The sequence below is a fragment of the Flavobacterium sp. T50_26 genome, from assembly GCF_057652995.1.
This window is the reverse complement of record NZ_JBYFCC010000030.1, coordinates 19,963-42,070: the sequence shown is the minus strand read 5'-3', so window position 1 is coordinate 42,070 and position 22,108 is coordinate 19,963. Positions and strand designations below refer to the sequence as shown.

Genomic DNA, 22,108 nt, shown 5'->3' with positions numbered 1-22,108 from the left:
ATAAATTTAAACTTTTTCTAATTAACTCCTTTTGAAATTCTAAATTAAAACACTTTGCAAAGTAAAGGTGAGGGATTACTTCACTTTATTTTTATTTCCATTGGAGTTCAGTGAATTTCATTTGAAGTGGAAAGCCCGCAGCACAAAGGTTGAGTTTTTACGGGTTGTGCCGGCGACCAACGGAAGCCGAGCACAACCCGACAAAAACCAACCTTTGGACGAGGACTTGCAACGAAAAGCCCGACCCTTGTGGACACGCCAAAGTTATAAAAAAAGCCCCAAGTTTCCTTGAGGCTGAATAAATATTATGCTAAAACTTCTTTGATTCTTCGCATTGCTTCGGTGAGCAATTCTTCGCTGGTTGCATAGGAAAATCGAATGCAATCGGGGTTTCCAAAGGCATCTCCGGTTACTGTGGCTACGTTCGCTTCAGCTAACAAATACATCGAAAAATCGGTTGCGTCTTTGATTAGGGTTCCGCGTAATGTTTTTCCAAAGAATGACGATACATCAGGAAATACATAAAATGCACCTTCCGGAACATTGATTTTTAGACCCGGAATTTCTTTGATTAAACCAACGACTAAATCTCTTCTTTTATGGAAAGCTTCCACCATATAATTCAACACTTTTGGGTCGGCATCCACAGCGGCAATCGTAGCTCGTTGAGCAATAGAATTGGCTCCTGAAGTCACTTGGCCTTGCATTTTTGTACACGCTTTGGCAATAAATTCCGGTGCTCCGATATAACCGATTCTCCATCCTGTCATTGCGAATGCTTTGGCGACACCATTCACAGTGATAGTTCTTTCAAACATTCCCGGAACGGAAGCAATACTGCAAAAAGTTCCTGAAAAATTGATGTGTTCGTAGATTTCATCGGCTACCACGTAAATGTTTGGGTATTTTTCCAAGACTTTGGCAATGGCTGTAAATTCTTCACGACTATAAACAGATCCGCTTGGGTTGCAAGGCGAGCTGTACCAAATCATTTTGGTTTTTGGTGTGATGGCTTTTTCTAATTGTTCGGCAGTGATTTTAAAATCACTTTCTACGGAAGTTGGAACTTCAACCGGAATTCCGCCTGACATTTTGATGATTTCGTAATAGCTCACCCAATACGGAGCGGGTAAAATTACTTCGTCACCATCATTCAACATACATTGAGCAATGTTGTAAAGTGATTGTTTTGCACCGGTGGAAACAACAATGTTTGCCGGCTTGTAATCTAAATTGTTATCTCTTTTGAATTTTCTGCAAATGGCTTCTTTTAATTCGGCATAACCATCAACAGGCGAATAAGTGCTGTAATTTTCGTCGATTGCTTTTTTTGCCGCTTCTTTAATAAAGTCGGGCGTGTTAAAATCAGGTTCGCCTAAACTTAAACTGATGATATCTTTTCCTTGAGCTTTTAATTCTCTTGCCAATGCTGCCATAGCTAAGGTTTGAGAAGTAGATAAATTGTTAATTCTATCCGATAACGAATTCATTATAGTTGTGTTTTGTGTGTTTAAATTTTAAAAAGTAATCTAGTTACGCCATTTGTGGTTCTTGACCCAACTCTTTCAAATGTTTGAAGTGAGCGATAACCGCAGCTCTCATGGTTTTGAATTCGTGATAAGGAAGATTACATTCTTTGGCAGTTTCTCTCACAATATCAGCAATTTTACCGTAGTGAACGTGACTGATATGAGGGAAAATATGGTGTTCAATTTGGTGATTTAAACCACCGGTGTACCAATTTACAATCCAGTTTTTAGGAGCAAAATTGGCGGTTGTAAATAGTTGGTGAATTGCCCAAGTATTTTCGATTTCACCAACTTCGTTTGGAACCGGATTTGTAGTTTCGTCAACAACGTGAGCTAATTGGAAAACAATGCTTAAAATTAAACCGGCTGTATAATGCATTACTGCAAAACCTAATAGAACTTTCCACCAAGTGATTCCTAAAACCATTGGAATTACTAACCAAATTGAAAAATAGATCACTTTAGTAATTATTAAAGTTGTCCATAAAATTTTAGGACTTTTTGGTTCTCCGTAGGATAATTTACGTTTCAAATAAGCTCGCATTTGTTTGAAATCGGTAGTGATTGCCCAATTGAATGTTAGTAAACCATATAAGAAAACAGAATAATAATGTTGAAATTTATGAAAATATCTCCATTCTGATTGTTTTGAAAATCGGATAACTCGACCAGCGTCCAAATCTTCGTCGTGACCAACGATATTGGTATAAGTATGATGTAAAACATTGTGTTGAACTTGCCAATTGTACACATTTCCGGCAAGAATATAAATGCTTCCACCCATAATTTTATTCAACCAAGGTTTGTTAGAGTACGAACCGTGATTTCCGTCGTGCATTACATTCATTCCAACGCCTGCCATTCCAACGCCAATTACGACGTTAAGTAAAAGATACGTCCAAAATGGCATATCCATAGCCAAAAGGAAGAAGTAAGGAGTTAAAAAGATAGTAAACATCACGATTGTTTTCAAGTGAAGTTTCCAGTTTCCGGTTTTTTGTAGATTATTTTCTTTGAAGTAATTATTCACTCGACTATTAAGCGTTCTAAAAAACTTTAGATTGTCTTCTTTAGAGAATGTTGGAATTGTGGTATTCATGTAATTAAAAATTTTTTCAAAGGTAAGTATTAATATAAATCATAACGTTGAACAAACAATAAAATTTCAACACCAAAATGCTTACTTTTGTTAAAAATAGCACAATATGGAAGAAATTTTAAAGTATTTTCCTAATTTATCTGAAAATCAAGCACTTCAGTTCAAAAAATTAGGCGAATTATATCCTGAATGGAATGCAAAAATCAATGTAATTTCCCGAAAAGATATTGATGAATTGTATGTGAAACACGTTTTACATTCATTAGGAATTGCCAAAGTAATGGAATTTCAACCAAAATCGACGGTTTTGGATGTGGGAACCGGCGGTGGTTTTCCGGGAATTCCGTTAGCGATTTTATTTCCTGAGACCCGTTTTTATTTGATTGATGTAATTGCAAAAAAGATAAAAGTGGTTAATGAAGTGGCAACGGCTTTAGGACTAAAAAATGTAAAAGCCGAACAATTACGTGCCGAAAATGTCAAAGGTGATTTTGATTTTATCGTTAGTAGAGCAGTAACAAACATGCCGGATTTTGTTTCTTGGATAAAAGATAAAATCAAAAAACAAAATAATCATGAACTTAAAAATGGAATTTTGTATTTGAAAGGTGGCGATTTAACCGAAGAATTAAAAGATTTTCCAAAAGCTACAGAATATAATTTATCGGATTATTTTTCAGAAGAATTTTTTGAAACGAAGAAAGTCGTGCATTTGCCGTTGAAGTTTAAAGTGTAAAAAAACATTTAGATACTTCGCCTTTTTGTGTCATTTCGACGAAGGAGAAATCACATAATTTGCTCACGATATGTGATTTCTCCTTCGTCGAAATGACACGACAGGTTCTATTTCTGTTTTTAGGAAATATAATTATAAAAATTAATTCTTAATCAACTTTTGAACAAAACTTCTTTCAGCAGATTCAATTTTTAAAAAGTAAAATCCGTTTGATAAATTAATTTCTACTTGATGATTTCCTTCAATTGATATGTTATTCTGCGAAAAAACTTTTTTCCCCGAAGCATCAACAATCAAAATAGTTGCGTTTGAAAGTAAATTCGAACTGTAGATTTCAATCGTATTTTTAATAGGGTTTTTGATGATAATATTTTCAGATAAAATTGGTTGTTCAACAGATAACGGTTCGTTCAAAATTTCCTCCAAAGCAAATTCTACATTTCCTGCAGATAACGTCACGTGATCTTCATTTTCTGTTGGAACAAAAGTGGCTGCAAAAGGTGTAATTGACGCATCATTCACGGTTGCATACCAATTTGGATTGCTAATAGCCAAAGAACTCAACGTTGGAATAAAGCAAAAACGGTCAATCGCTAAGTTTGCTAAAAAGTCATCCACAGTAGGGTTGCCGCTTGCGGCTTCTGTAAAATCAGCAACATTAAACATCCCGCCTGGTGCAGAATCAAATCCGGAAGAAGAGGCCGGAGAAGCTGCATTGGCTTGACTTGTTAATGCGGTTATCCAAATAAAAATAAATTGTTGTGCTCTAAATCGGCTTACCAATTGATTTGAAACGCCTGCCGGTGGTGTAAAACGTACATCAAAACGTGCTCTTTGCGTGTCGGTGGCATTTACAATATAATCATCCAAAACAAACATTCCCGGGGTTCCGGTCATGGTTCCGTTTCCGCTTCCATTGCTGATGGCTACGTTTCTGGTTTCAGTTGGAAATCCCATTGCGTTTATTTCATTTTGAAAAGCTGTTCTAAAATTCGGAGCTCCGGTTGGCAATTGAATGGCATTATCAAACTCGGTCGCACTTCCGGTTTGCAAATGTCCGGTGAAATGATCCAGTAACATTTGTTTGGCTGCAGGACTCGAAATTACGCTGTTTACAATTTCCTGCAACGTTACATCGCCCAACGGACCATTTGCCATATAATTAAAAAGATGCTGAAACCCAATCGGAACATTTGCCCCCAAATGTGGCGTATCAAACGAAATATACAAACGTGTGTCGTGTTCCATATCATTTTGTTCCATATATCGCAAGGCGTAACGCGAAATGAGTCCGCCCATACTCGGTCCGATCACAACATTTTTTTCTGTTCCAACTTTTTGAGCATTAATTTGATTGATAAGTTCTACTAAAATCATTGCGTTTCGTTGAATAAAATCGGCTCCACCATCAATCACAATTCCGTCTGTGGGAGAATATTGTGGAAAGTTTAGTACAACGATGTCAAAACCTTCGTTGCGAACGATGTCGCCTAAATTTTGATTGGTGTCACCATAATTCAAAAGAGAATAAATTAATTCGGTGTTTCTTGTATCGCCCGGATCAAAACCATCGATTAGAAAAATGGGTTTGTCTAAAACTTGATTAACGTTATCTAAGTAAATTTCATATTCGCCTTGACCCAAATAAGCCACACTTTCGCCGTAACCTTGATATGGAATGGATGCGGTAATTGTTTCGGCTAAAATATCATTTCCATTGCGATTGGCCGTGGTTGAACTTCCTTGAACATCGAAAGTTGATTTGATGATGTTACTTTCTCCGTTGGTGAAATCAATTTTAAATGAAATTGATTTTTTGCCGGAAGTTGCAAAATTTACATTAATAGGTTGATTAATGATAACTGTTTGCCAAAGACTTTCGTCGGTAAAGCTGATGTAAATAGCTTTAATGTTTTTGGAAGTTGTATTAAAAATATTTTTGTCTTTCAAAATAAATTCAACTGATTTATTTTTTGATTTTGAAACCAACGGAGCCATCAATTCAATCTCATGTTTTTGAAAAGCATCAGCAGACGAATTATTCAACACAAATTGATTGTTGTTTTTAGAGATGATATTGCTTTCTAATACTTCTGTTTTGATGGTCTCCACTTCAGAAATTAAAATAGAAAGTGGAATTTGTTTAGTAAAAAAAGTATCATCTGCCTCTTCTTTCAGAATTTCATATTTTGGCAATCGCTGTAAAAAATCGGCACGTTGAATTTCGTGATAGACTTGTCTGAAATACATCGCAGAAATTTCATCTTTTTTGGTTTTGGTGATTTTAGAAATATCAAAAACCTGATTGTATAAAATCTTAGTTTGTGTATGTTCTTTCAATAAATCATATTCTCCTTTTTGAGCAAAAGAAAATAAAATTGAAAATAAAGCGAAGAGCGTAATTTTTGTTTTCATTGGCCAGAGATGATTTTTGAAGTTAATTGGTTTATTTCTATCAAATATAAAAAAAAGTCCGAATAGTTAACATTCGGACTTTCAAATTTTTTGATTTATACTTAATTAACCCAAGAATGGATAACGGTAATTTTCAGGTGTAACAAACGTTTCTTTGATTGTTCTTGGCGAAACCCAACGCAATAAGTTTTGTGCAGAGCCCGCTTTGTCGTTGGTTCCGGAAGCTCTTGCTCCACCAAAAGGTTGCATTCCAACCACGGCTCCGGTTGGTTTGTCGTTAACGTAGAAGTTTCCGGCACAATTTTCTAAGGCTTGCGTTGCTTCGGTAATAGCATAACGATCTTGACTGAAAACAGCTCCTGTTAAGGCATATTCTGAAGTTTCATCAATTAATGTTAAGGTTTCTTTCCATTTTTTATCTTCGTAAACATAAATGGTTAAAACCGGTCCGAATAATTCAGTTTCCATAGTGGCATATTTTGGATTGGAAGTCAAGATAACCGTAGGTTCTATAAAATAACCAACTGATTTATCATAATTTCCACCGATGATTACTTCGGCATCTTTGTCTTTTATAGCTTGATCGATGAATTTGGCTAATTTATCAAACGAACCTTCATGAATTACCGCTGTAAAGAAATTTGAAAAATCTTCGGGTGAACCCATTTTGATGGTTGCCATTTCCGATTTTAATTCGGCTTCAACAGCTGGCCATAAACTTTTTGGAATATAAGCTCTGGAAGCGGCCGAACATTTTTGTCCTTGAAATTCAAAAGCACCACGAATTAATCCGGTAGCTACTTGTTTTACGTTGGCACTTGGATGAGCTAAAACGAAATCTTTTCCGCCTGTTTCGCCAACAATTCTTGGGTAGGTTTTATATTTGTGAATGTTGGTTCCGATTTTTTTCCAGATTTCTTTGAAAACAAACGTTGAACCGGTGTAATGAACTCCGGCAAAATCAGCGTGATCAAAAATAGTATCGGAAATCATCACAGCATCTCCAAAAACAACGTTGATTACACCATCCGGAACTCCTGCTTCTTTGAAAACATCGATAATGATTTTTGCAGAAAATACTTGGCTATCACTTGGTTTCCAAATCACCACATTGCCCATCATGGCTGCACTGGCAGGAAGATTGGCGGCAATAGCTGTAAAGTTAAATGGCGTAATAGCATACACAAATCCTTCTAACGGTCGGTATTCTACACGATTCCAAACCGAAGAATCGGAAGCGGGTTGGTCGTTATAAATTTGTGTCATGAATTCAACATTGTATCGCAAAAAGTCAATTAATTCACACGAAGCGTCGATTTCAGCTTGGTGAATGGTTTTGGACTGAGCGATCATTGTGGCGGCATTGATTTTGGCACGATACGGTCCGGCAATCAATTCGGCTGCTTTTAAGAAAATGGCAGCACGTTGTTCCCACGGCATAGCTGCCCAAGCTTTTCTGGAATCTAATGCGTTTGCGATTGCTTTTTCTACGTGACTTTTTTCGGCTAAATGATAGGTTCCTACGATGTGTTTGTGATCGTGTGGAGCCGTCATGTTACGCGTATTTTTGGTGCGAATTTCGTCGCTACCTATATATAATGGTACATCGATTTTGCTGTTCCACATTTCTTTGTAAGCCATTAAAACAGCTGCTTTTTCAGGACTGTTGGGAGCGTATGATTTTACGGGTTCGTTGATGGCTTTGGGTACGTGAAAAAATCCTTTTAACATAAGTGTGTTGTTTGATTATTAGACATTTTGGTAATTATATAATTCTTTCTGTGTGAATTATGTAATGGAACACAAAAGTACAAAGGTTTTTTTGAATTTTTGATAACCCTGTTTGTATTTTAGGGAATTGTTAGCACTCTCGCCTAGCCCCGATAGAAGTGGAAAGCCTTTTGCAGGATTGTTGCATTTTTTCTTGGTGAAAAAGAGCGACCTTGGGAGCTACTTTTTTGCCATAGAAAAAAGCAACAAGACAAAAAAGCTTGTAACGGAAAGCGGGAAATAGCTTCTGGAAATTAATTTAAAGCAAATGGTGCTCCTAACTTGAAAGTAGGTACAATGACTCTGAAATTGCGGGTTGACGTGAAATTAATCATATTAAAATGACCTCGCATGGCTCCAAACGGCGAAGACAATAAACAACCGGAACTATAGGTGTGACTTTCGCCGGGTTTTAGGACGGGTTTTTTGCCGATAACTCCTTCGCCATCAACGATTTCTTTATGGTTGAGTGAGTCAAAAATTTCCCAATGACGTGACATTAATTGTACGGAATCTTTGCTATGATTTTCGATGGTAATGTGGTAACTAAAGGCAAAATGAAGCTTGTAGTTCTTGAAGTAAGTGCCTTCAAAACTAGTAGTAACTGAAATTTTTATGCCTCTTGTTATTTGTGAAACCATAATTTAATATAACAAAAACCCTATAAACAAAACAAAAAGTGCTACAAATGAAGCAGTTGTTGGTAATAGAAAGCTCAAAATTACAAATTTTAATATTGTTTTCCACCTACTTTGTTGATAAAAATTTCTTAAAGCTTTGTAGAAGTAAATGGGGAAGATAAAAATGAATAACCATGTTAAATCTGCATTTACTATCAAAGATATAATTTCTTCGGCAAAGATGAGTAGAAACACAAAACTCATAAAATTGAAAACAAAAACCATGTGTTCTGCGTAGGACAATTTTTTTCGGTAATAAATAATAGCAAAAACGATGGTAAGGAACGGTAATGAGACAAATAGAATGAAGGGAGCTTTTTCTTCTATATATTCACCAAACTTTTCTATCCCTAATGTTCCTGATCCATCTTCATCATTGAATTTTCTTGTTTGATAGGTTTTTTTGAGTAAATATAAATTCCATTTCGATTTTTCATGTTTTAGCGTGTCTAAAATTTTTGTTGGATCTGTTGTTTTAGAATGATCAAAAAAATTGGCATATGTTTGAACTTTTCGAGACGTTCTTTTAAAAAAACCAAAACCTGCAATTTGTTTTTCTGTATAAAATTTTTGCTTTTTTACTGTGTCTTTTTTTATTTTAACATTTCCAAGGTTTATTTGAACGGGAGAATTCGGGTCGTTTAAATCGAGTTGATCGTTAGTTGTTTTTATTGAATCTTTTTCTTGTTTTTTTTCTTCGTTTTTTTCTTCACTTTTTTTAATAATACTTTGGTCTAAATCAACAATTGTTTCATCACTAAATTTGGTAACTAATCCACTAAAAATAAAATAAATTAGCGAAACACTCAAATAAAACCGAAACGGATTGGCATATGTTTGTCGTTTTCCGTCTATAAATTCTTTTGCAGCTTTTCCGGGTTTGGTAAAAAGTTTCACAATAGTGTTTTTTACCTTAGAATCATAGGCATAAAAATTAGCCAAAAACTCATCCACAAAGTCTTTCAGACTAAGTCTTTTTGTGGTGTTTTTTTGTCCGCAATTGGGGCAAAATTTATCTGAAATGTCTAGCGGATGATTGCAATTTAAGCATTTTAATCCGCGGTAGTTTTTAATTTCTCTTGTAGATTCAGACATATATTATTTGATAATATCAACCGAACTTGCCATTCCTTTTCCGATTACGCGGTCAAAACGATCGTTGTTTGCACGGTAATAAACTACACAAAAATAATTATTTTCCGTTTGAAAAAAGTTGCCGTCTAATGCGTTTTCAAAATCCACTCTTCCATTAGAATCGGCTAATGTATATTCATAATTGGTAAAACCTTGTTTGACAATCATGGCTTTTTCATAAATACCTTTTTCCTTGTTATAATCCATTTTATATTCCGGAGTCAGAGCGTAATTATTGAACATTCCGGTTACATAAATATCTTTTTTGCCATAATAAGTCGGAGCACTCAACGTAAAAAACACCCACGAATAATCTGCTTCAACATTAACATTTTCTCGGGCACCAACATTGTTAATAAGGAAGTTTCCGTTGTAATCAGGAAAATACGTATACTCCAAATTTCCTCGAGTAGAATTTGGCATTAAATAAGTGTTATAAATTCCTTTAAGTTCAATAAAACGAACGTTGTTCACAGCATTTCGAATGTCTTTGTTTTCATAAAACAAAAACTCATTTCCGGCCCAAAACTGGGTTTCTTTATCGTATTTATAAATCAAATCATTCCCTAATGTAAACATCGGTTTAACATTAGTAATGGCGGTGTTCCAAATACCGTTTTTCAATAACATAATTTTAATGTTCTGTATCGGATTCTGCAGCAACATATTGTTTGGCAAAATCGAAAATTCTAAATTGTGTTTCTGATTCAAAACCCGCACATCACGAGCACTTTTCACCTGCATTGGCACCGAAACCAAATCTTCATAAATAATAAATTTGCGAGTAAAAACCACTTCCTGATTGTTATTCATGATCTTTAACATATAATTTCCACTCACCTTAAAACCTTTTGTAAACTGATTTGGAAACGAAACTCTATAATGCGAATACAACTGCAACGTGTTAAACGAATTTTCATAATCCATAATACGTTGATTGTCTAAACCAACAATATATTCGTTCAAATTCAACTGCGATTTTGTCCAATTATAATCACAATGTGTGATGGTGTAATAATAATTTGCTTCATCGCCATATAAATCATCAAAAACAAATTCAAACGAATCACCCAACCTAAAAATCGGAATCGCATTAATGTTATTCTGAATAAACGTAGCGGTTTTAATGTTATAAGGCGGAGCAATTTCTTGTTCAGCTTGAGCCATAGAAACACAACTAACAAAACAAAAAACGAGTAAAAAAAGGTTTCGCATGAGAGAAATTTTAATCAAAAGGTAAATATACTATTTATTTGCTAACATAAAAGATGCCACATAATTTTACGATAGAATATTTTTAAATTTTTTTGAAGCGAAAGGTTCGGGCATTTTCAGCCAACCATGTTCCTTCTTTTCGCCATAGTTTTTGTTCTGAACACCAGAACAAAAAGCTATTGGCTTCAATCAGGGCTAAGAAGGAATTCATTAAAAGCGAACCATTTCAATTGAAAACCAAATCATTATTTAGAATTAATATAAATAAATGAAAATCGATTAGACATTTGTTAATCATGTCGCTCAATTGTTATTTAATTTTTAAATTTGCACCGTTTAAAATTATGTAAACTATTTACTAATCATATCTTCATAAAATATGTCCAAAGACATTCGAATCAAGAAAGGGTTAGATTTGAAACTTGTTGGCGAAGCACAATCAAATGTGTCTTCTGTATCACGTTCTCAAGTTTATTCCATAAAACCTTCTGACTTTCATAAAGTTACGCCAAAGTTGGTGCTTAAAGAAGGAGCCGAAGTTAAAGCAGGAGAGGTGGTTTTCTATTCAAAAATCGACGAAGCTGTAAAGTTTGTTTCTCCCGTTAGCGGAAAAATTATCGAAATTAGAAGAGGCGAAAAAAGAGTTATTTTGGAAATCAGAATTCAAGCAGATGCTCAAGATGTTTTTGTAGAGCATGGTGCGAAGAATCTGAGTGAAATGTCTGGCGACCAGGTAAAAGCTCATTTATTGGCTTCAGGTTGTTGGCCTTTTATCAAACAGCGTCCGTATGATGTTGTGGCAAATTCTGCAGACACCCCAAAATCTATTTTTATTTCTGCCTACAGTTCTGCACCACTATCATCTGATGTAGAAGTTGCACTAAAAGATAAACTAGCTTCCTTTCAAGCCGGAGTTACTGCATTATCAAAACTAACAACAGGAAAAGTACATCTCTCAGTAAACGGAAAAGGAAATTCAATTTTTAGTTCTGTTTCTGGTGTAGAATTACACAAGGTCTTTGGTCCGCACCCTGCTGGAAATGTTGGTGTTCAAATTTCAAAAATAGACCCAATTAATGCCGGAGATAGAGTTTGGGTGGTTGCTCCACAAGATGTTGCAATTATCGGGGATTTATTTTTAACCGGAAAATTTGAGGCAACAAAAACTATTGCCTTGTCTGGTTCAGAAGTTTCAAATCCGCACTACTACACAGTTAAAATTGGAGCTCAAATCAAAGATATTGTTTCGGGAAAATTAGCTTCGGATAATGTTAGAATCATTTCCGGAGATGTTTTAACCGGAGATAAAGTTTCTAAAGATGGAAATTTAGGTTATTATGCAAACACAGTAACTGTAATTCCTGAAGGAAATCAATACCGTATGTTTGGCTGGATGCCTTTTGCAGGAGCAAACAAACACAGTATGCAACGTACTGCCTTATCCTTTTTAATGCCGGGAAAAAAATACAAAGCAGATACCAATTTAAATGGTGAAGAACGAGCTTTGGTTGTAACCGGTGAAATGGAAAAAGTAATGCCAATCGATATTTATCCTATGCAACTCCTAAAAGCGTGTATGGCAAATGATATTGAAAAAATGGAAAATTTAGGTATTTATGAAGTTGCACCCGAGGATTTTGCCTTGATAGACTATTCAAATACTTCAAAATTGGAGGCACAAGTTATCATCAGAGAGGCTTTAGATTTAATGATTAACGAAGTAGGATAAAACAAATAACTATGAAGTTTTTAAGAGATAAAATAGATCAAATTAAAAAACCTTTTGGAAAAGGTGAGAAATTTGAAAAATTCGCTCCGGCAGTAAATGCATTAGACACTTTTTTATATGTGCCTAATCATACCACAAAGCATGGAGCTCATATTAGAGATGCTGTTGATTTAAAGCGAACCATGATTACAGTGGTTTTAGCTTTAGTTCCTGCATTAATTTTTGGAACTTGGAATGCAGGTTACCAAAGTTTGTCACAAATTCAAGATGTAGTTCCGTTTATGGATGCTTTGATTCACGGAATGTGGAAAGTATTACCAATGATCGCCGTTTCTTACGGTGTTGGATTAGGAATTGAATTCTACTTTGCCATCGTTAGAGGTCATGAAGTAAATGAAGGATATTTAGTAACCGGATTATTAATTCCAATGATTATGCCAATCGATTTGCCATTATGGATGTTGGCATTATCTGTTGTATTTGCCGTAATTATCGGTAAAGAAGCTTTTGGTGGAACCGGAATGAATATCTTAAACCCTGCATTAACAGCAAGAGCATTCGCATTCTTTGCTTATCCAACGTACATGTCAGGAGATAAAGTTTGGGTTTCAGATGCCACTACAACCGATGCAATTTCAGGAGAAACAATTTTAGGGAAGTTAGCTGCCGGAAAAGAAGTTTATGCAGATTATTCAGCAATGGACATGTTCATGGGAACAATTCCGGGATCAATTTCTGAAACATCTGTACTATGGATTTTAGTTGGTGCTGCTATTTTAGTAATCACAGGAGTAGGTAGTTGGAGAATCATTGTAAGTGGTTTCTTAGGAGCTGCGTTCACCGCTTTCTTATTCTCTTTGTGGGGAGCAAATCCGTTAATGGATTTTGGAATGTTACACTTATTAGTTGGTGGTTTGGCTTTCGGAATTGTATTTATGGCAACCGACCCTGTTTCTGCTGCTCAAACCAATAGAGGGAAATGGATTTATGGTTTCTTAATCGGTTTATTCAGTATTTTGATAAGAGTATTCAATCCGGCTTATCCGGAAGGAGTGATGTTAGCCATATTATTGCTAAATGTTTTTGCACCAACAATAGACCATTATGTTGTGGAAGGAAACATCAAGAGAAGAAAGAAAAGAGTTGCTAAACAATTAAAAACTGCGTAATCATGGATAGAAATAGTAACGGATATACGTTTTTATTTGCTGCAATAATGGTTGTTGTTGTAGGGGCGTTATTAGCTTTTGCAGCTACATCATTAAAAGATTTGCAAGATGAGAATGTAAAGAAGGAAAAAATGCAAAACATTTTAGCTTCGGTTGGTGTTGTAGTTGAAAGAGAACAGGCTCCAAATCAATTTACATCAGTAATTAAAGAACAATTAGCATTAAAAGTTGATGGTACAGTTGACGAATCAGCTAAGGCTTTTGATATTGATTTGAAAAGTGAGTTGTCTAAAAGTGTTGAAGAACAACGCTTTCCATTATATGTAGCAGAGCAAGATGGTAAAAAATTCTATATCGTTCCATTACGAGGAGCAGGTTTATGGGATGCCATTTGGGGTTATGTAGCTTTAGAAGAAGATTTAAACACTATCAAAGGAACTGTGTTTGATCATAAAGGTGAAACACCAGGACTAGGAGCAGAAATTACTCAAAAATGGTTTCAAGATCGTTTTGTAGGCGAAAAGATAATGAATCAATCAGGTGAAATAGTTGGTGTAGCGGTAGCAAAAGGAAATACCGATCAATCCAAAGATGACAATAAAGTCGATGCAATTTCCGGGGCCACAATCACAGGTGATGGAGTTACAAATATGATTAAAGAAAGACTATCAAACTATAAGAATTATTTTGCTAATCAGAAAAAATTAGCTTTAAATAAATAGAAATTATGTCAGAAGAAAAAGAAGCTTTGTTTTCAAAGAAAAATAGATTTTTGTTGTCTGATCCTTTAAATGACAACAATCCAATTACGGTTCAAGTATTAGGAGTTTGTTCTGCATTAGCAATTACTGTTCAGTTAAAACCAGCAATTGTAATGGCTATTTCTGTAACTGTTGTTACAGCATTCAGTAATGTTATTATTTCTCTTTTAAGGAATTTAATTCCAAATCGAATTCGTATTATCGTTCAATTAGTCGTAGTTGCTGCATTAGTAATTTTAGTAGACCAAGTATTAAAGGCCTATTCATATGATGTTAGTAAACAACTTTCAGTATTCGTAGGTTTGATTATTACAAACTGTATTGTAATGGGGCGTTTGGAAGCTTTCGCTTTAGCAAATAAACCATGGCGATCATTTTTAGATGGTGTTGGTAATGGGGCCGGTTATGGTCTTTTATTAATTGTTGTAGCTTTCTTTAGAGAATTACTCGGTTCAGGAAAACTTTTCGGAATTGAAGTTTTAGGTCATAAAGGTGTAACGTTAGCTGAATCTACCGGACTATATGCATTAGGTTATGAAAACAACGGTTTAATGCTATTGTCGCCGATGGCATTAATTGTGGTTGGTATCATTATCTGGTTACAACGATCAAAAAACAGAAAATTAATCGAAAAACACTAATCATAGCCTCGCTATTTAAAATTTATAACAATGCAAGAATTAGCTAGTTTATTTGTAAAAAGTATTTTCATAGAAAATATGATTTTTGCCTACTTCTTAGGGATGTGTTCCTATTTAGCGGTATCAAAAACGGTAAAAACAGCCGTTGGATTAGGTGTAGCAGTAGTATTTGTTCAAGCTATTACAATTCCGGTCAATTATTTATTAGATAACTTTTTATTGAAACCAGGAGCATTATCTTGGTTAGGAGAAGAGTATGCGGCTTATGATTTAAGTTTTTTGAGCTTTATCATGTTTATAGCTGTTATTGCCTCTATGGTTCAGTTGGTTGAAATGATTGTTGAAAAATTTGCACCCGCTCTTTATGGGGCACTAGGTATTTTCCTTCCATTAATTGCTGTAAACTGTGCTATCCTTGGAGGATCTTTGTTTATGCAACAAAAAGATTTTGGAACGCTTTCAGAAGCAGTTACTTACGGTGTTGGTTCAGGTGTGGGATGGTTTTTAGCCATTTTAGCAATTGCAGCTATTAGAGAAAAAATAGCGTATTCGCACGTGCCGGCTCCCTTACGTGGATTAGGAATTACATTCCTAATTACAGGTTTGATGGCTATTGCGTTTATGAGTTTTATGGGAATTAAAATATAATTTTACACAGATAAAAATGGAGTATTCAGTTATTATAGCCAGTGTAGTAGTTTTTCTTTTAGTAGTTTTTCTTTTAGTAGGAATATTGTTAGGAGCTAAAGCAAAATTACTGCCGTCAGGGCCAGTTAAAATAAAAATTAACGGAGAAAACGAAATAGAAGTAGAATCAGGAAATACACTACTTACAACACTTGGTAACAGCAAAATTTTCCTTCCATCTGCCTGTGGTGGAGGAGGAACATGTATCCAATGTAAATGTATTGTTACAAATGGTGGAGGATCAATTCTTCCAACAGAGGAACCGCATTTTACAAGAAAAGAAATCGCAAAAGGATGGCGATTAGGCTGTCAGGTGAAAGTGAAAAATGATATGGTTATCGAAGTTCCAGAAGAAGTTTTTGGTATCAAAAAATTTGAAGCAAAAGTGTATTCAAACTATAATGTTGCTTCGTTTATCAAAGAATTTATTGTAGAATTACCTGAAGATATGCATTATGAAGCAGGAGGGTATATTCAAATCGAAATTCCTAAATGCGAAATTAAATATTCTGATATTGATATAACAGCTCATCCAGTTGAACATCCTGGTGAACCTGAGAAATTTAAGGCAGAATGGGATAAATTTAATCTTTGGCCTTTGGTAATGAAAAATGATGAGCTTGTTGAAAGAGCTTATTCTATGGCATCTTACCCGGCGGAAGGAAGAAAAATTATGTTGAACGTTCGTGTCGCAACTCCGCCATGGGATAGAAATAGTAACGGCTGGGCAAAAGTGAATCCCGGAATTGCATCTTCTTATATCTTTTCAAGAAAAGCTGGTGATCCTGTAGTCGTTTCTGGTCCTTATGGAGAGTTCTTTATTAACGAGTCTGAAGCAGAAATGTTATATGTAGGTGGTGGTGCCGGAATGGCCCCTATGCGTTCACATTTATACCACCTTTTCAGAACAGTAAAATCTGGAAGAAAAGTTACCTATTGGTATGGTGGTCGTTCTAAACGTGAGTTGTTCTATACAGATCATTTTAGAGCTTTGGAAAAAGATTTTCCTAACTTCAAGTTTTATTTAGCTCTTTCTGAACCACTTCCCGAAGATAATTGGAAAGTTAAAGAAGGTGTTAATGGTGAAGGTGATGGTTTCGTAGGATTTATTCATAACGTAGTTATTGATAATTATTTATCTAAACACGAAAATCCGGAAGATATAGAATTGTACTTCTGTGGACCGCCAATGATGAACAAAGCTGTTCAAAAAATGGGCGAAGACTTCGGTCTAGATCCTGAAAACATTAGATTTGATGATTTTGGAGGATAATCCTATTTAAAATAATCAAAAAAAACCGATTCAGAAATGAATCGGTTTTTTTGTTTTTAGTAAAGTTTTTTATCATAAATTTGTTACTATATATACACACTTAATTTTTATTTATGAAAAAAATGATTAAAACCGCAGCCTTATCACTTTTGGTGGCTGCAGCTGTTGTTTCTTGTAAAAAGAAAGCAGCAGAAGAGCCTGTTTCATCCGAAACACCTGTAGAAGTTGTAGAACCAACTCCAGTAGAACCTATTGCGGTTGAAACTGTTTCTGCAGTTGCTCCCGAAGTTGTACAGAAAGTAAACGATGCTTTAAAGGATTTTCCTAACGTAAAAGCAGAAGTTGTCAATGGTGAACTTACCATCTCCGGTAAAGTTACTCCCGACCAAGCCAGAACAATCAAAATGTCTATTGATGCTTTGAAAGTTGGTAAAGTAAATTATAACTATACTAATTAATTCAAGCTATGACATTATCAAATAAATACGCAAGCGTTGTAGCAGCTGCTCAATCTGCGGGAATTGCTAATTTGCAAGTAGTAGAACAAGCCGGAATTCTTTATGTTTCAGGAACTACTGCTTATAGCAAATCAAAAGATGCTGTTTGGGATGTATTAGGGTTAATTGACCCAAATTTTTCAGCTAGTGATATTAATGTTGATGTTCAAGTTGCTGGTTTAGCTCCTGGTACTTCTTTAGTTATTGATACTGAAAATAGTAACTTAAATATAAGAAAGGAAGCCTCAACAGAAGGATCAATTGTAGGCAAAGCCGCAAAAGGTGAAGTCGTTACGTTAGTCGAACAATCATCTGATGAATGGTGGAAAATTAGAACCAAAGACGGCGAAGAAGGTTATGCCTACGCAAGGTATTTGAGAGCATAATTTTTATTTATAATTTTAGTAAACCGATTCAGAAATGAGTCGGTTTTTTTATGTTATTCAATTATTAACTTACCTTTGCCAAATGGAAATTTTATCAGATCAAGACCTCCACAACATTGCAATGAATTACGTGGGTAAAGAACTCGAAAGCCAAGGATTTGAGTTCATTGCAGTGAATAGTCAACTCAAGCGACACCCGCAATTTGTTTGTGTTGACAAACCAACCAATACGTTGCATTTTGTTTTGGTAACCGTTTATACATACCCAGAAAATCCGGATGATTATGATGTGCTTTGGATGGAAACATTTAAAAAACACGCACAAAAATTAAAAGCCAAAGTGCTTTACGCCGGAGTCGGAATTGCCAACGCCTTAGATTATGAAAAACCAGTTACAAAAAATGAAGATTATATTATCAATTACAATGGAATTAAAGAAATTAGTTAGTTTATGCGTTTTTGTTTTAGTGCTATTTTCTTGTGAAAAGCAAGAAACAGAGAAAATTTTTATTATACAAGGAGAAGCTCAAGGAAGCACCTATGCGGTAAAATATATCAGTAAAAGCGAAATAATCTCCAAACAAAGCATCGATTCTCTTTTGCTCGCTTTTGATATGTCGCTTTCAACATATCGACCGGATTCCAAAATTTCCAAAATCAATGAAGGAGATTCTGCACAAATTGTTGATGATTTTTTTATAGAAACGTTCAAAACATCACAACAAATTTACGCTGAAACAAATGGACTTTTCGATCCAACTATTGGTGTTTTAGTGAATGCTTACGGATTTGGACCTAGCAAAGAAAAAATCGATTTAAATCCATCCAAAATTGATAGTTTATTGCAATTCGTAGGTTTTGATAAAGTTAAATTGAATGAAAATAGAACCATTTCAAAAAAATTCAATAAAACTTATTTTGATTTTAATGCTATTGCACAAGGTTATTCTGTTGATATTGTGGCTAATTATTTAAAATCAAAAAACATACAAAACGGTATTGTAGAAATTGGTGGAGAAATTTTTGCCTTTGGAAAAAATACTATAGAAAACAAAAATTGGGTAATCGGTATTGATGATCCAACTCAAAAACCGGAAGAACGAACGCTTATCGCTAAAATTAAATTAGAAAATTTAGGCATGGCAACATCAGGAAATTATCGAAAAGTTAAAATTGACAGCTTAACAGGACAAAAATATGTTCACATAATTAATCCTATAACCGGACTTTCTCAAAAAAGTTCAATGCTAAGTGCAACTGTTTTAGCCCCTAGATGTATAGATGCAGACGGTTTTGCAACAGCTTTTATGATTATGGATATGGAAAGCATTCAAAAATTACTTCAAAAAAGATCTGATTTGTATGTTTTGATAATTTATACAGATGAAAAGAATAAAATCCAGCAATTCAAATCTTCTAATTTTCAGTCACTTATTTTAGAATGATTCTAAAAGTAGGTTTTTTCGTTAAAGAAAATATAATAAGTTTTAACATTTGAAGTTATACTTCTAGATTTACAAACCATTAAATATTTTTATATGAAAAAACTAAACAAACTATTCTTGTTTTTGTTGGCTTTACCCTCCTTGGTGTTTGCTCAACAACTAAAACTTGACAGTCCGATTCCGATGGATCCTTCAGTGAAAACCGGAAAATTAAAAAACGGATTAACCTATTACATCAAAAAGAATGCAAAACCGGAAAACAAAGTTGATCTTAGACTTGTTATCAATGCCGGTTCTATTCTTGAAAATGATGATCAACAAGGTTTAGCTCACTTTATGGAGCACATGTGTTTCAACGGAACTAAAAACTTTCCAAAAAATGAATTAGTAGATTATTTACAAAGCATTGGTGTAAAATTTGGTCAGCATTTGAATGCTTACACAAGTTTCGATGAAACTGTTTATTTTTTACCAATTCCATCTGATGATCCTGAAAAATTGGAAAAAGGTTTTCAAATCATTGAAGATTGGGCATTCAATACAACGTTAACTCCGCAAGAAATTGACAAAGAAAGAGGTGTTGTTTTAGAAGAATATAGAATTGGTTTGGGTGCAGACAAAAGAATGATGGGTCGATTTATGCCAAAAATGATGTATAATTCACATTATGCAAAACGTCTTCCTATCGGTCAAAAAGAAATATTGGAAAACTTTACTTATGATAAAGTGGTTAATTTCTACAAAGATTGGTACAGACCAAACTTGATGAGCGTAATCGTTGTTGGTGATATTGACGTAGCTGAAATGGAGAAAAAAATTATCGCTCATTTTTCTAAATATAAAAATCCTAAAAAAGAACGTCCAAGAGCTAAATTTGATGTTCCAAATCATAAAGAAACATTTGTTGCTGTAGAAAGTGATCCCGAAGCGGCGTTCACGCAAGTGCAATTGCTTTATAAAGATTATGAAGAGCCAAAAGTGGTTAAAACAATTGGCGATATGAAGGAAGAACTAACCATCGGTTTGTTTGCCACAATGCTAAACAATCGTTTAGAAGAAAAGAGAAATTCTCCAAACCCACCTTTCACTTACGGTTATTCGTATTATGGAGGAACGTATGCTAAAACAAAAAAAGCATTCCAATCTTTCGCGATGGTACCTCAAGACAAGCAATTAGAAGCTTTAAAAATTCTAGTTGAAGAAAATGAAAGAGTAAAAGCTTTTGGTTTTACAGCTGGTGAATTAGAAAGAGCTAAAACTGAATTTTTATCGCAAATCGAACAACAATACAACGAAAGAGATAAAACAGAATCAGAAAATTATGTATGGGAATACCAAGGTAATTTTCTACAAAATGATCCGGTTCCGGGCATAGAGTGGACTTTTAAAACCATGCAAAAACTATTGCCAGCTATTTCGGTGGAAGAAACCAATAAATTAATTAGCGGCTATATTAAAGAAGATAACAGAGTAATTATTTTAACCGGACCCGAAAAAGAAGGTATGGTTAAACCAACCGAACAAGAAGTTTTAAATTCAATTAAAGTTGATAAAGCTTCTATCACTGCTTATGTTGATGAAGCTGTAGCTGAAAGTTTATTGCGTATTCCCGTTAAAAAAGGGTCAGTTACAAAAAAGGAAACCAATGATAAAATTGGAACTACTACATTAACATTATCAAATGGAGCTAAAGTAACTTACAAAAAAACAGACTTTAAAAACGATGAAATTCTTTTTGAAGCTTTAAGTTTTGGAGGATCAAATTTAATTGGTAACGAAGAATACGAAAAAGTGCAATGGGCGATGGGCGGACTTACTGAAGCCGGTTTCTCAGGCATGAAATTAAACGACATTAATAAATTCATGACCGGTAAAATCGCTAGAGTTAATCCGTATGTTGGAGGAACGCAAGAAGGTTTTAGAGGTTCAGCAGCACCGAAAGATTTGGAATATCTTTTTCAAACAGTTTATGCTTATTTTACTGATTTGAATATGGATAAAGAAGCTTTTGAAAGTTATAAAATCAAACAAAACGGTTTTATGGCTAATATGAAAGCTATGCCAACGATGCATTTTCAAAATGAATTATATACGTATTTAAATCAAAATAACCCGCGTTTCAAAGGAATTATTCCGGATGATGCCGCTTGGGAAAAAACAGATTACGAATTAGCATATAAAAAATACAAAGAACGTTTTGCTAATGCAGCCGACTTCCATTTCTATTTTGTCGGGAACATCGACGATCAAAAATTAGAAGAATTTGCAAGTCAATATTTAGCTTCATTGCCATCCAGCGGAACAACTGAAAAAGCGGTTGATTTAGGCTACAGAATGTTGAAAGGCGACTTGAAAAAAGTAGTCAACAAAGGGAAAGATCCAAAAAGTACTGTGAATATCATGTTCTATGGCGATTGTACCTACGATGCAAAAGAAGCGTTAGCGTTAAGAGCTGCCGGAGAAGTTCTAACCATCAATTTAATTGAAGAACTTAGAGAAAATGAAAGCGGTGTTTACGGTGCCAATGCCAGAGGAAGCATGAATAAAGTGCCAAACGGAAGTTATAATTTCACAATCAATTTCCCTTGCGGACCTGAGAATGCAGAAACATTAGCACAATCTGCCTTGAGAGAATTAAACAAAATCATCGAAAATGGTCCGGATGAAAAAGACTTGAACAAGTTTAAAGAAGCCGAAAAATTAGATTATAAAGAAAAAATTAAACAAAATAATTATTGGATGTCTTATTTAACGCGTTCATTTACGTATGGAGTTTCAGCAGATGAAATTCTACAAGTGGAACAAAAAATAGATGCAGTTACTGCAAAAGATATTCAGGCTGTGGCAAAAAAATACCTTTCAAAAGATAAGGTTGTGGCCATGTTAATGCCGGAAGAATAATTTAAAAATTATATGATTATATTTACTAGCCCACGGTTTCA

Annotated in this window: 19 protein-coding genes; 12 read left to right on the top strand and 7 right to left on the bottom strand. The window is 34.7% G+C overall.

The annotated features are described in order from the left end of the window. Nucleotides 1-305: 305 nt before the first annotated feature. Nucleotides 306-1,490 (bottom strand): pyridoxal phosphate-dependent aminotransferase, encoded by a 1,185-nt coding sequence (locus AC23MC_RS14860; protein WP_248435640.1) that lies wholly within the window; start codon nt 1,488-1,490, stop codon nt 306-308. A 43-nt stretch (nt 1,491-1,533) separates the two neighbouring features. Next, nucleotides 1,534-2,628: a fatty acid desaturase family protein gene (locus tag AC23MC_RS14855; RefSeq protein WP_487569105.1), complete on the bottom strand. Its 1,095-nt coding sequence runs from the start codon at nt 2,626-2,628 to the stop codon at nt 1,534-1,536. Nucleotides 2,629-2,734: 106 nt separating this feature from the next. On the opposite strand from AC23MC_RS14855, the gene rsmG reads away from it, so the two are divergent. Continuing rightward, complete coding sequence (gene rsmG / locus AC23MC_RS14850; RefSeq protein ID WP_487569106.1) at nt 2,735-3,364, top strand: 16S rRNA (guanine(527)-N(7))-methyltransferase RsmG; 630 nt, start codon at nt 2,735-2,737, stop codon at nt 3,362-3,364. A 141-nt stretch (nt 3,365-3,505) separates the two neighbouring features. Here the strand turns inward: rsmG and AC23MC_RS14845 are convergent, their stop codons facing one another. From AC23MC_RS14845 to AC23MC_RS14825, 5 genes are all read right to left on the bottom strand, one after another. After that, nucleotides 3,506-5,779 carry an esterase/lipase family protein gene (locus AC23MC_RS14845; RefSeq protein WP_487569107.1) on the bottom strand — a complete coding sequence of 758 codons (2,274 nt, stop codon included), beginning with the start codon at nt 5,777-5,779 and terminating at the stop codon, nt 3,506-3,508. Between the two features lie 105 nt (nt 5,780-5,884). Continuing rightward, entirely contained in the window at nt 5,885-7,510 is a 1,626-nt protein-coding gene (gene pruA / locus AC23MC_RS14840) for an L-glutamate gamma-semialdehyde dehydrogenase (protein WP_487569108.1), read from the bottom strand. A 293-nt stretch (nt 7,511-7,803) separates the two neighbouring features. After that, complete coding sequence (gene apaG, locus AC23MC_RS14835) at nt 7,804-8,190, bottom strand: Co2+/Mg2+ efflux protein ApaG (RefSeq protein ID WP_291092184.1); 387 nt, start codon at nt 8,188-8,190, stop codon at nt 7,804-7,806. A gap of 3 nt (nt 8,191-8,193) precedes the next feature. Beyond that, the gene (locus AC23MC_RS14830) at nt 8,194-9,324 is read right to left on the bottom strand and encodes a DUF3667 domain-containing protein (protein ID WP_487569109.1); all 1,131 of its coding nucleotides are present in this window, start codon (nt 9,322-9,324) and stop codon (nt 8,194-8,196) included. 3 nt (nt 9,325-9,327) lie between these two features. Beyond that, a complete protein-coding gene (locus AC23MC_RS14825) occupies nt 9,328-10,578 on the bottom strand; it encodes a type IX secretion system plug protein (protein WP_487569110.1) in 1,251 nt (416 codons plus the stop codon). Between the two features lie 379 nt (nt 10,579-10,957). Here AC23MC_RS14825 and AC23MC_RS14820 point away from each other — a divergent pair, with 379 nt between their 5' ends. From AC23MC_RS14820 to AC23MC_RS14770, 11 genes are all read left to right on the top strand, one after another. Beyond that, nucleotides 10,958-12,307, top strand: a complete 1,350-nt coding sequence (locus tag AC23MC_RS14820) for a Na(+)-translocating NADH-quinone reductase subunit A (protein WP_487569112.1) — start codon at nt 10,958-10,960, stop codon at nt 12,305-12,307. An 11-nt stretch (nt 12,308-12,318) separates the two neighbouring features. Then, the gene (locus AC23MC_RS14815) at nt 12,319-13,476 is read left to right on the top strand and encodes an NADH:ubiquinone reductase (Na(+)-transporting) subunit B (protein WP_487569113.1); all 1,158 of its coding nucleotides are present in this window, start codon (nt 12,319-12,321) and stop codon (nt 13,474-13,476) included. A 2-nt stretch (nt 13,477-13,478) separates the two neighbouring features. Continuing rightward, nucleotides 13,479-14,198 (top strand): Na(+)-translocating NADH-quinone reductase subunit C, encoded by a 720-nt coding sequence (locus tag AC23MC_RS14810; RefSeq protein ID WP_487569114.1) that lies wholly within the window; start codon nt 13,479-13,481, stop codon nt 14,196-14,198. Between the two features lie 5 nt (nt 14,199-14,203). Further along, a complete protein-coding gene (locus AC23MC_RS14805) occupies nt 14,204-14,878 on the top strand; it encodes an NADH:ubiquinone reductase (Na(+)-transporting) subunit D (protein WP_487569115.1) in 675 nt (224 codons plus the stop codon). A gap of 30 nt (nt 14,879-14,908) precedes the next feature. Beyond that, nucleotides 14,909-15,526: an NADH:ubiquinone reductase (Na(+)-transporting) subunit E gene (gene nqrE / locus AC23MC_RS14800; protein WP_487569116.1), complete on the top strand. Its 618-nt coding sequence runs from the start codon at nt 14,909-14,911 to the stop codon at nt 15,524-15,526. A 16-nt stretch (nt 15,527-15,542) separates the two neighbouring features. After that, nucleotides 15,543-16,838, top strand: a complete 1,296-nt coding sequence (gene nqrF / locus AC23MC_RS14795) for an NADH:ubiquinone reductase (Na(+)-transporting) subunit F (RefSeq protein WP_487569117.1) — start codon at nt 15,543-15,545, stop codon at nt 16,836-16,838. 122 nt (nt 16,839-16,960) lie between these two features. Then, nucleotides 16,961-17,296 carry a hypothetical protein gene (locus AC23MC_RS14790; RefSeq protein WP_487569118.1) on the top strand — a complete coding sequence of 112 codons (336 nt, stop codon included), beginning with the start codon at nt 16,961-16,963 and terminating at the stop codon, nt 17,294-17,296. A gap of 8 nt (nt 17,297-17,304) precedes the next feature. Further along, nucleotides 17,305-17,721 carry an SH3 domain-containing protein gene (locus AC23MC_RS14785; protein WP_487569119.1) on the top strand — a complete coding sequence of 139 codons (417 nt, stop codon included), beginning with the start codon at nt 17,305-17,307 and terminating at the stop codon, nt 17,719-17,721. Between the two features lie 82 nt (nt 17,722-17,803). Then, complete coding sequence (locus AC23MC_RS14780; protein ID WP_487569120.1) at nt 17,804-18,169, top strand: Na(+)-translocating NADH-quinone reductase subunit F; 366 nt, start codon at nt 17,804-17,806, stop codon at nt 18,167-18,169. Continuing rightward, on the top strand, nt 18,123-19,166 hold the full coding sequence (locus tag AC23MC_RS14775; RefSeq protein ID WP_487569121.1) for an FAD:protein FMN transferase: 1,044 nt from the start codon (nt 18,123-18,125) through the stop codon (nt 19,164-19,166). The genes AC23MC_RS14780 and AC23MC_RS14775 overlap by 47 nt, the downstream gene beginning before the upstream one ends. A 93-nt stretch (nt 19,167-19,259) precedes the next feature. Further along, a complete protein-coding gene (locus tag AC23MC_RS14770) occupies nt 19,260-22,067 on the top strand; it encodes a M16 family metallopeptidase (protein WP_487569122.1) in 2,808 nt (935 codons plus the stop codon). The last annotated feature ends 41 nt before the right edge of the window (nt 22,068-22,108 follow it).

Coding starts and splice junctions, on each gene's coding strand:
- AC23MC_RS14860 (WP_248435640.1), bottom strand. CDS start 1,490: ATGAATTCGTTATCGGATAGAATTAACAATTTATCTACTTCTCAAACC.
- AC23MC_RS14855 (WP_487569105.1), bottom strand. CDS start 2,628: ATGAATACCACAATTCCAACATTCTCTAAAGAAGACAATCTAAAGTTT.
- rsmG (WP_487569106.1), top strand. CDS start 2,735: ATGGAAGAAATTTTAAAGTATTTTCCTAATTTATCTGAAAATCAAGCA.
- AC23MC_RS14845 (WP_487569107.1), bottom strand. CDS start 5,779: ATGAAAACAAAAATTACGCTCTTCGCTTTATTTTCAATTTTATTTTCT.
- pruA (WP_487569108.1), bottom strand. CDS start 7,510: ATGTTAAAAGGATTTTTTCACGTACCCAAAGCCATCAACGAACCCGTA.
- apaG (WP_291092184.1), bottom strand. CDS start 8,190: ATGGTTTCACAAATAACAAGAGGCATAAAAATTTCAGTTACTACTAGT.
- AC23MC_RS14830 (WP_487569109.1), bottom strand. CDS start 9,324: ATGTCTGAATCTACAAGAGAAATTAAAAACTACCGCGGATTAAAATGC.
- AC23MC_RS14825 (WP_487569110.1), bottom strand. CDS start 10,578: ATGCGAAACCTTTTTTTACTCGTTTTTTGTTTTGTTAGTTGTGTTTCT.
- AC23MC_RS14820 (WP_487569112.1), top strand. CDS start 10,958: ATGTCCAAAGACATTCGAATCAAGAAAGGGTTAGATTTGAAACTTGTT.
- AC23MC_RS14815 (WP_487569113.1), top strand. CDS start 12,319: ATGAAGTTTTTAAGAGATAAAATAGATCAAATTAAAAAACCTTTTGGA.
- AC23MC_RS14810 (WP_487569114.1), top strand. CDS start 13,479: ATGGATAGAAATAGTAACGGATATACGTTTTTATTTGCTGCAATAATG.
- AC23MC_RS14805 (WP_487569115.1), top strand. CDS start 14,204: ATGTCAGAAGAAAAAGAAGCTTTGTTTTCAAAGAAAAATAGATTTTTG.
- nqrE (WP_487569116.1), top strand. CDS start 14,909: ATGCAAGAATTAGCTAGTTTATTTGTAAAAAGTATTTTCATAGAAAAT.
- nqrF (WP_487569117.1), top strand. CDS start 15,543: ATGGAGTATTCAGTTATTATAGCCAGTGTAGTAGTTTTTCTTTTAGTA.
- AC23MC_RS14790 (WP_487569118.1), top strand. CDS start 16,961: ATGATTAAAACCGCAGCCTTATCACTTTTGGTGGCTGCAGCTGTTGTT.
- AC23MC_RS14785 (WP_487569119.1), top strand. CDS start 17,305: ATGACATTATCAAATAAATACGCAAGCGTTGTAGCAGCTGCTCAATCT.
- AC23MC_RS14780 (WP_487569120.1), top strand. CDS start 17,804: ATGGAAATTTTATCAGATCAAGACCTCCACAACATTGCAATGAATTAC.
- AC23MC_RS14775 (WP_487569121.1), top strand. CDS start 18,123: ATGAAGATTATATTATCAATTACAATGGAATTAAAGAAATTAGTTAGT.
- AC23MC_RS14770 (WP_487569122.1), top strand. CDS start 19,260: ATGAAAAAACTAAACAAACTATTCTTGTTTTTGTTGGCTTTACCCTCC.